Source organism: Pseudomonas sp. PS01297 (assembly GCF_029959305.1).
Classification (GTDB): Bacteria; Pseudomonadota; Gammaproteobacteria; order Pseudomonadales; family Pseudomonadaceae; genus Aquipseudomonas; species Aquipseudomonas helleri.
This window is the reverse complement of the sequence record NZ_JASCPQ010000035.1, coordinates 43,437-50,259: the sequence shown is the minus strand read 5'-3', so window position 1 is coordinate 50,259 and position 6,823 is coordinate 43,437. Positions and strand designations below refer to the sequence as shown.

Annotated in this window: 5 protein-coding genes and 4 tRNA genes; 6 read left to right on the top strand and 3 right to left on the bottom strand. The window is 56.1% G+C overall.

Going from position 1 to position 6,823, the window contains the following annotated elements; all coding sequences use genetic code 11:
- Nucleotides 1-42: 42 nt before the first annotated feature.
- Both lpxH and QMX84_RS12675 read right to left on the bottom strand, forming a co-directional pair.
- Nucleotides 43-798, bottom strand: a complete 756-nt coding sequence (lpxH, locus tag QMX84_RS12680; protein WP_282363934.1) for a UDP-2,3-diacylglucosamine diphosphatase — start codon at nucleotides 796-798, stop codon at nucleotides 43-45.
- Nucleotides 795-1,298 (bottom strand): peptidylprolyl isomerase, encoded by a 504-nt coding sequence (locus QMX84_RS12675; protein ID WP_048387287.1) that lies wholly within the window; start codon nucleotides 1,296-1,298, stop codon nucleotides 795-797. The genes lpxH and QMX84_RS12675 overlap by 4 nt, the downstream gene beginning before the upstream one ends.
- Nucleotides 1,299-1,570: 272 nt before the next feature.
- On the opposite strand from QMX84_RS12675, the gene QMX84_RS12670 reads away from it, so the two are divergent.
- On the top strand, nucleotides 1,571-3,268 hold the full coding sequence (locus tag QMX84_RS12670) for a glutamine--tRNA ligase/YqeY domain fusion protein (protein WP_282363933.1): 1,698 nt from the start codon (nucleotides 1,571-1,573) through the stop codon (nucleotides 3,266-3,268).
- 21 nt (nucleotides 3,269-3,289) lie between these two features.
- Complete coding sequence (gene cysS / locus QMX84_RS12665; RefSeq protein ID WP_262126583.1) at nucleotides 3,290-4,672, top strand: cysteine--tRNA ligase; 1,383 nt, start codon at nucleotides 3,290-3,292, stop codon at nucleotides 4,670-4,672.
- A gap of 160 nt (nucleotides 4,673-4,832) precedes the next feature.
- On the opposite strand, the gene folD is transcribed toward cysS, so the two are convergent.
- Nucleotides 4,833-5,687: a bifunctional methylenetetrahydrofolate dehydrogenase/methenyltetrahydrofolate cyclohydrolase FolD gene (folD, locus tag QMX84_RS12660; protein WP_123750075.1), complete on the bottom strand. Its 855-nt coding sequence runs from the start codon at nucleotides 5,685-5,687 to the stop codon at nucleotides 4,833-4,835.
- 280 nt (nucleotides 5,688-5,967) lie between these two features.
- On the opposite strand from folD, the gene QMX84_RS12655 reads away from it, so the two are divergent.
- The 4 genes from QMX84_RS12655 (at nucleotide 5,968) to QMX84_RS12640 (ending at nucleotide 6,584) form a co-directional block, all read left to right on the top strand.
- A tRNA-Arg gene (locus QMX84_RS12655) sits at nucleotides 5,968-6,044 on the top strand.
- 41 nt (nucleotides 6,045-6,085) lie between these two features.
- A tRNA-His gene (locus tag QMX84_RS12650) sits at nucleotides 6,086-6,161 on the top strand.
- A 56-nt stretch (nucleotides 6,162-6,217) separates the two neighbouring features.
- A tRNA-Leu gene (locus QMX84_RS12645) sits at nucleotides 6,218-6,302 on the top strand.
- Nucleotides 6,303-6,508: 206 nt separating this feature from the next.
- Nucleotides 6,509-6,584: transfer RNA gene (locus QMX84_RS12640), tRNA-His, on the top strand.
- Nucleotides 6,585-6,823: the final 239 nt, after the last annotated feature.

The window sequence follows — 6,823 nt, the reverse complement described above, 5'->3', positions numbered from 1 at the left end:
AATTTTCGCGGCTCCAACGCCCGCTCCTACAGTGGGCAGTGTTTATTGGGTGGCGTGAGGTAGCGCCAATTGCGGATTGACGAACTCAAACGGCGCCAGTTGCATGCCTTGTTCATCCACTTGCAAGGCCCAGCCTTGTTTGTCCCAGTCGCCGAGTACGATGCGCTTGGCGGCGTAATCGCCAAGTTGCAATTTGTGTATCGCGGGGCGGTGGGTGTGGCCATGGATCAGGGTCTTGACGCCGAAGTGCTCCATGATCCGCGGTACTTCCTCGGGGGTCACGTCGACAATGTCGTTGGCTTTCATGCGGGTTTGCGCACGGCTTTCGCTGCGCAGCTTGCGCGCCAGCTTATGGCGAGTGCTCAACGGCAAGTGGCGCAAGATCCACACCGTTACCGGGTTGCGCAGGTAGCGTCGCATACGCATGTAGGCTTCGTCGCGGGTGCACAGGCTGTCGCCGTGCATCAATAAAACCGGCTCGCCGTAGAAATCGACCACGCTCGGGTCTTTAAGCAGGGTGCAGCCAGCCGCCTTGCAAAAGGCCTGGCCAAGCAGAAAATCACGATTGCCGTGCATCAGGAATACCTTCGTACCGCTGTCACTCAATTCGCGCAGCGCTTCGCAGATGGAGCGCTGGTAGGGCGTCATTGCATCGTCGCCGATCCAGGCTTCAAAAAAATCTCCCAAAATGTACAGCGCCTGTGCCGAGCGCGCGCGCCCGGACAGGAAATCCAGAAACGCCCGGGTAATGTCCGGGCGCTCCTCTTCCAGATGCAAATCTGAAATCAGCAGTATCACTCAATGATCTCGGCTTTCTCGATGATCACGTCTTCTGCTGGTACGTCCTGGTGGCCCGCTTTGGAACCGGTCGAAACGCCTTTGATCTTGTCAACAACGTCTTGACCTTCGGTCACTTTGCCGAACACTGCGTAGCCCCAGCCCTGAACGTTTTTGCCGCTGTGGTTCAGGAAGCTGTTGTCAGCCACGTTGATGAAGAACTGCGCGGAAGCCGAATGCGGCTCCATGGTGCGAGCCATGGCGATGGTGTACTTGTCGTTCGACAGGCCGTTATCCGCCTCGTTCTGGATGCTTGGGCGCTTGTCTTTCTTTTCTTTCATGCCAGGTTCAAAACCGCCGCCCTGAATCATGAAGTTACCGATTACACGGTGAAAAACAGTGTTTTCGTAGTGGCCGGCTTTTACGTATTCGAGGAAGTTGGCGACAGTAATTGGCGCCTTTTCAGCGTTCAGTTCAATCACGATGTCGCCGTGGTTGGTGGTCAGTTTTACTTTTGACATGTCGTTATCGCTCTATCAGAGAATTCGTTGGGCGAGGAAATCGTATGACACCGTCAGCCCCGGTTGGGCTGGGTAGATACAGCCGCGGGCGAAGTTTAGCCTGCCCGCAGAGCATTTCGATGGTGTTTTTGCGATATGGGGGCTAAAAGCCCCATTTCAATTGCTTTGATTGGTCGCCTGCTCTGTCAGGGACTTGACAGCATCGGCTATGATAGGCGCTTTGATTTCCGTCGGCCGCTCCAGGCCGCGCACCCGTTACGTTCAAGGATCCTATGAGCAAGCCCACTGTCGACCCCACTCTGAATCCAAAGGCTGGCCCAGCTGTACCGGCCAATTTTCTGCGCCCAATCGTGCAAGCGGACCTTGAATCGGGTAAATGCCAACAGATCGTGACCCGCTTCCCGCCTGAGCCTAACGGCTACTTGCACATTGGCCACGCCAAATCCATTTGCGTGAACTTTGGCCTGGCCGAGGAATTTGGCGGCGTCACGCACTTGCGTTTTGACGACACCAACCCGGCCAAGGAGGACCAGGAATACATCGACGCGATCGAAAGCGACGTGAAGTGGCTGGGCTTCCAGTGGTCTGGCGAAGTGCGCTATGCGTCACACTATTTCGATCAGTTGCATGACTGGGCGGTCGAGCTGATCAAGGCTGGCAAGGCCTATGTCGACGACCTGAGTCCTGAGCAAGCCAAGGAATACCGTGGCACCCTGACCGAGCCAGGCAAGAACAGCCCGTTCCGCGACCGTTCGGTTGAAGAGAACCTGGACTGGTTCGCTCGCATGCGCGCCGGTGAGTTTGCGGACGGCGCCCGCGTGCTGCGTGCCAAGATCGACATGGCTTCGCCGAACATGAACCTGCGCGACCCGATCATGTACCGCATCCGCCATGCCCACCACCACCAGACCGGTGACAAGTGGTGCATCTACCCGAACTACGACTTCACTCACGGTCAGTCGGACGCCATCGAAGGCATCACCCACTCTATCTGCACCCTGGAGTTCGAAAGCCATCGCCCTCTGTATGAGTGGTTCCTCGACAGCCTGCCGGTGCCGAGCAAGCCGCGTCAGTACGAGTTCTCGCGCCTGAACCTGAACTACACCATCACCAGCAAGCGCAAGCTCAAACTGCTGGTGGATGAAAAGCACGTGAACGGTTGGGACGACCCGCGCATGTCGACGCTGTCGGGTTTCCGCCGTCGTGGTTACACGCCCAAGTCGATCCGTAACTTCTGCGACATGGTCGGTACTAACCGCTCGGACGGTGTAGTGGATTTCGGCATGCTGGAATTCAGCATCCGTGACGACCTCGATCACAGCGCTCCGCGTGCCATGTGCGTGCTGCGCCCGTTGAAAGTGATCATCACCAACTACCCTGAAGACAAGGTCGAAAACCTTGAGCTGCCTTGCCACCCTAAAGAAGACATGGGTGTGCGCGTGCTGCCATTCGCGCGTGAGATTTACATCGATCGTGACGATTTCATGGAAGAGCCGCCAAAAGGTTACAAGCGCCTTGAGCCTGCGGGCGAAGTGCGTCTGCGCGGCAGCTATGTGATCCGTGCCGATGATGCAATTAAAGATGCTGACGGCAACATCATTGAGCTGCACTGCTCGTACGACCCTGAAACCCTGGGCAAGAACCCTGAGGGCCGTAAGGTCAAAGGTGTGGTGCACTGGGTGCCGGCGGCGGCCAGCGTCGAGTGTGAAGTGCGTCTGTACGATCGCCTGTTCCGTTCGCCGAACCCTGAAAAGGCCGAGGATGGCGCTGGCTTCCTGGAAAACATCAACCCTGACTCACTGCAAGTGCTGACCGGTTGTCGTGCTGAACCCTCGCTGGGCAATGCACAGCCGGAAGACCGTTTCCAGTTCGAGCGCGAAGGTTACTTCTGCGCAGACATCAAGGACTCGAAACCAGGTCAGCCGGTATTCAACCGTACCGTGACTCTGCGTGATTCGTGGGGCCAGTGATCAAGTTTTAAGGAAGAGCTCGTGCTAACGATCTACAACACGCTCACCAAGAGCAAAGAAGTTTTCAAGCCTCTGGATGGCAACAAGGTGCGCATGTACGTGTGCGGCATGACCGTGTACGACTACTGCCACCTGGGTCACGGTCGCAGCATGGTTGCCTTCGACCTGGTGACGCGCTGGTTGCGTTTTAGCGGTTACGATTTGACGTATGTGCGCAACATCACCGATATCGACGACAAGATCATCAATCGTGCGAATGAAAACGGTGAAACGTTTGAAGCGCTGACTGAGCGCATGATCGCCGCGATGCATGAAGACGAAGCCCGTCTGAACATCAAGAAGCCGGACATGGAGCCGCGTGCCACCGACCATATCGCCGGCATGCACGCGATGATCCAGACTTTGATCGACAAGGGCTACGCCTACGCTCCCGGCAATGGTGACGTGTACTACCGCGTTGCCAAGTTCATGGGCTACGGCAAGCTGTCGCGCAAGAAGATCGAAGACCTGCGCATCGGTGCTCGCATCGAAGTCGACGAGGCTAAAGACGACCCGCTGGACTTCGTGCTGTGGAAAGGCGTCAAGCCGGGCGAGCCAAGCTGGGAGTCGCCGTGGGGTCCAGGGCGTCCGGGCTGGCACATTGAGTGCTCGGTGATGTCGACCTGCTGCCTGGGCGAGACCTTCGATATTCATGGCGGCGGCAGCGATCTGGAATTCCCGCACCATGAAAACGAAATCGCCCAAAGCGAGGCGGCCACGGGTAAAACCTACGCCAATGCCTGGATGCACTGCGGGATGATTCGCATCAATGGCGAGAAGATGTCCAAATCCTTGAACAACTTCTTCACCATTCGCGACGTTCTGGAGAAATATCATCCGGAAGTGGTGCGTTACCTGTTGGTTTCCAGCCACTACCGGAGCTCGATCAACTACTCCGAAGACAACCTCAAGGACGCGAAAGCGGCGCTTGAGCGGTTCTATCACGCACTCAAAGGTTTGCCGAAAGTGGCGCCGGCCGGTGGTGAGGCGTTTGTTGAGCGCTTTACGCACGTGATGAACGATGACTTCGGTACGCCAGAAGCGTGTGCGGTGCTGTTCGAGATGGTTCGCGAGATCAACCGTTTGCGTGAAGCGGACGAATTGGCGGCGGCCGGTTTGGCAGCACGTCTTAAAGAGTTGGCCGATGTGCTGGGTGTCTTGCAGCTCGAAGCCGATGATTTTTTGCAGGCGGGCGCTGAAGGGCGAGTTGATGCGGCGCAAGTTGATGCATTGATTGCAGCTCGTTTGGCCGCGCGCGCGGGCAAGGACTGGGCTGAGTCGGATCGCATCCGCGATCAGCTCACGGCGATGGGCGTTGTGCTGGAAGACGGCAAGGGTGGCACCACCTGGCGTCTGGCTGACTAAGCTGTTCGCTGTTCAAACAAAGCCCGCCTTGTGCGGGTTTTTGTTTGTCTGGGTGATCGAAATTCCTTTGTAGGAGCGAGCTTGTCTCGCGATCTTTTGATTTTTTTTGAAATAAAAAACGGCACTCGAAGGTGCCGTTTTGTGGGCGAGACGCTACGGTTTAGCCGTGCAATGTCTCGGCCGCGTACAGCGTATTTTCCAGCAGGCAGGCGCGAGTCATCGGGCCAACACCGCCTGGTACCGGAGTGATCCAGCCGGCGCGGGGCAGGGCGGTCTCGTAAACCACGTCGCCGACCAGCTTGCCATCAGCCTGACGGTTGATGCCAACGTCGATCACGATGGCGCCTTCCTTGATCCACTCACCCTTGACCAGGCCAGGTTTGCCGGCAGCCACGACTACCAGGTCGGCACGACCTACGTGGCCAGCCAGATCCTTGGTGAAGCGGTGGGTCACGGTGACGGTGCAGCCCGCGAGCAGCAGTTCCATGGCCATGGGGCGACCCACAATGTTGGAAGCGCCGACAATAACGGCGTCCATTCCATACAGGTCCTGACCGGTGCTTTCCAGCAGGGTCATGATGCCTTTAGGGGTGCACGGGCGCAGCAATGGAATGCGCTGGGCCAGACGGCCTACGTTGTACGGATGGAAACCGTCGACGTCTTTGTCGGGGCGGATACGCTCCAGCAGGCTGGAAGCGTCCAGGTGTTCTGGCAACGGCAGTTGCAGCAGGATGCCGTCGATGTTTGGGTCGTCATTAAGACGGTCGATCAAATCTGTCAGCGCTTGCTGAGTGGTGTCGGACGGCAGGTCATAGGCCTGTGAGAGAAAGCCTACCTCTTCGCAGTCTTTACGCTTGTGCGAAACATAAACCTGGGAGGCAGGATCGCTGCCGACCAGAATCACTGCCAGACCAGGAGTGCGCAGGCCTTGCTCGTGACGCTCGGCGACGCGTTTGGCAATCTGCTTGCGCAGGTTGGCGGCGATCGCTTTGCCGTCGATTAGTTGTGCAGTCATTACGCGTGATTAACCATCGTAAAGGGTGGAGAAAGGACGTGCATTCTCGCATGCCGTGGCGTACGGGCAAAGGCGCTTGGTCTGCTAATTCCCCTAACTCCTTTATATTTCTGAACTTTTTTGAAAAAACAGTTGACGACTTTCAGGGTCGTCTATAACATTCGTCGCACTTGTCGGGCACAGCCTAGCACTGGTTAAGAAGGTAGAGCGAAGTTGTTGTCCAGCTTGGTGATACTGAAAGCACTTAGTTTGTAATCGTCACAGAGTACAGATTAATAAGGCGCCCGTAGCTCAGCTGGATAGAGCATCCGCCTTCTAAGCGGATGGTCGCAGGTTCGAGTCCTGCCGGGTGCGCCATTAGGCAGCTTTGGCACAAGTAAGGCAGCAAAGGCAATATGGTGGGCGTAGCTCAGTTGGTAGAGCACGGGATTGTGACTCCCGTTGTCGAGGGTTCGATCCCCTTCGTCCACCCCATATTTAGAAGGACGCCAGATTAATAATCTGGCGTCTTTGCTTCAAAAGTTTGAAATGCGGATGTGGTGGAATTGGTAGACACACTGGATTTAGGTTCCAGCGCCGCAAGGTGTGAGAGTTCGAGTCTCTCCGTCCGCACCAAATTAGGTTTCGCAATGTATCGCTGTGCGAAACCATTGAGAAAGCCGCCTGTGGCGGCTTTTTTATTGTGCAACAGGGGCTGTATCAGCAACTTGGCGCACAGGTAATGAGTCTTCAGTTCACCGGTTCAACGGGTGGCCTATTGATACATTGCTGGCTTGACTGATCAAGCAAGGCTTGTTGAGTCAGGTGCAACATGCAATATGGTGGGCGTAGCTCAGTTGGTAGAGCACGGGATTGTGACTCCCGTTGTCGAGGGTTCGATCCCCTTCGTCCACCCCATATTTAAAAAAACGCCAGATTAACCATCTGGCGTTTTTGTTTTTGACGTTTAAAAAAGCGGCTGCAGTTCGACCTCGCGTGTTAAGACCGTGTCGTCATAAGGCCTTGATGCTTAAGTCTATTGGCTGCATCCGGGCAGGCATTTTGCTCGTCAGACACTAAAAAGCGCAGAACCTGAAAAGGCATGCGCTTTTTTTTGGTTTAAAAAGTTTAAGCGGTTCAGGGGTGGGTACACGCGG

Coding starts and splice junctions, on each gene's coding strand:
- QMX84_RS12675 (WP_048387287.1), bottom strand. CDS start 1,298: ATGTCAAAAGTAAAACTGACCACCAACCACGGCGACATCGTGATTGAA.
- QMX84_RS12670 (WP_282363933.1), top strand. CDS start 1,571: ATGAGCAAGCCCACTGTCGACCCCACTCTGAATCCAAAGGCTGGCCCA.
- folD (WP_123750075.1), bottom strand. CDS start 5,687: ATGACTGCACAACTAATCGACGGCAAAGCGATCGCCGCCAACCTGCGC.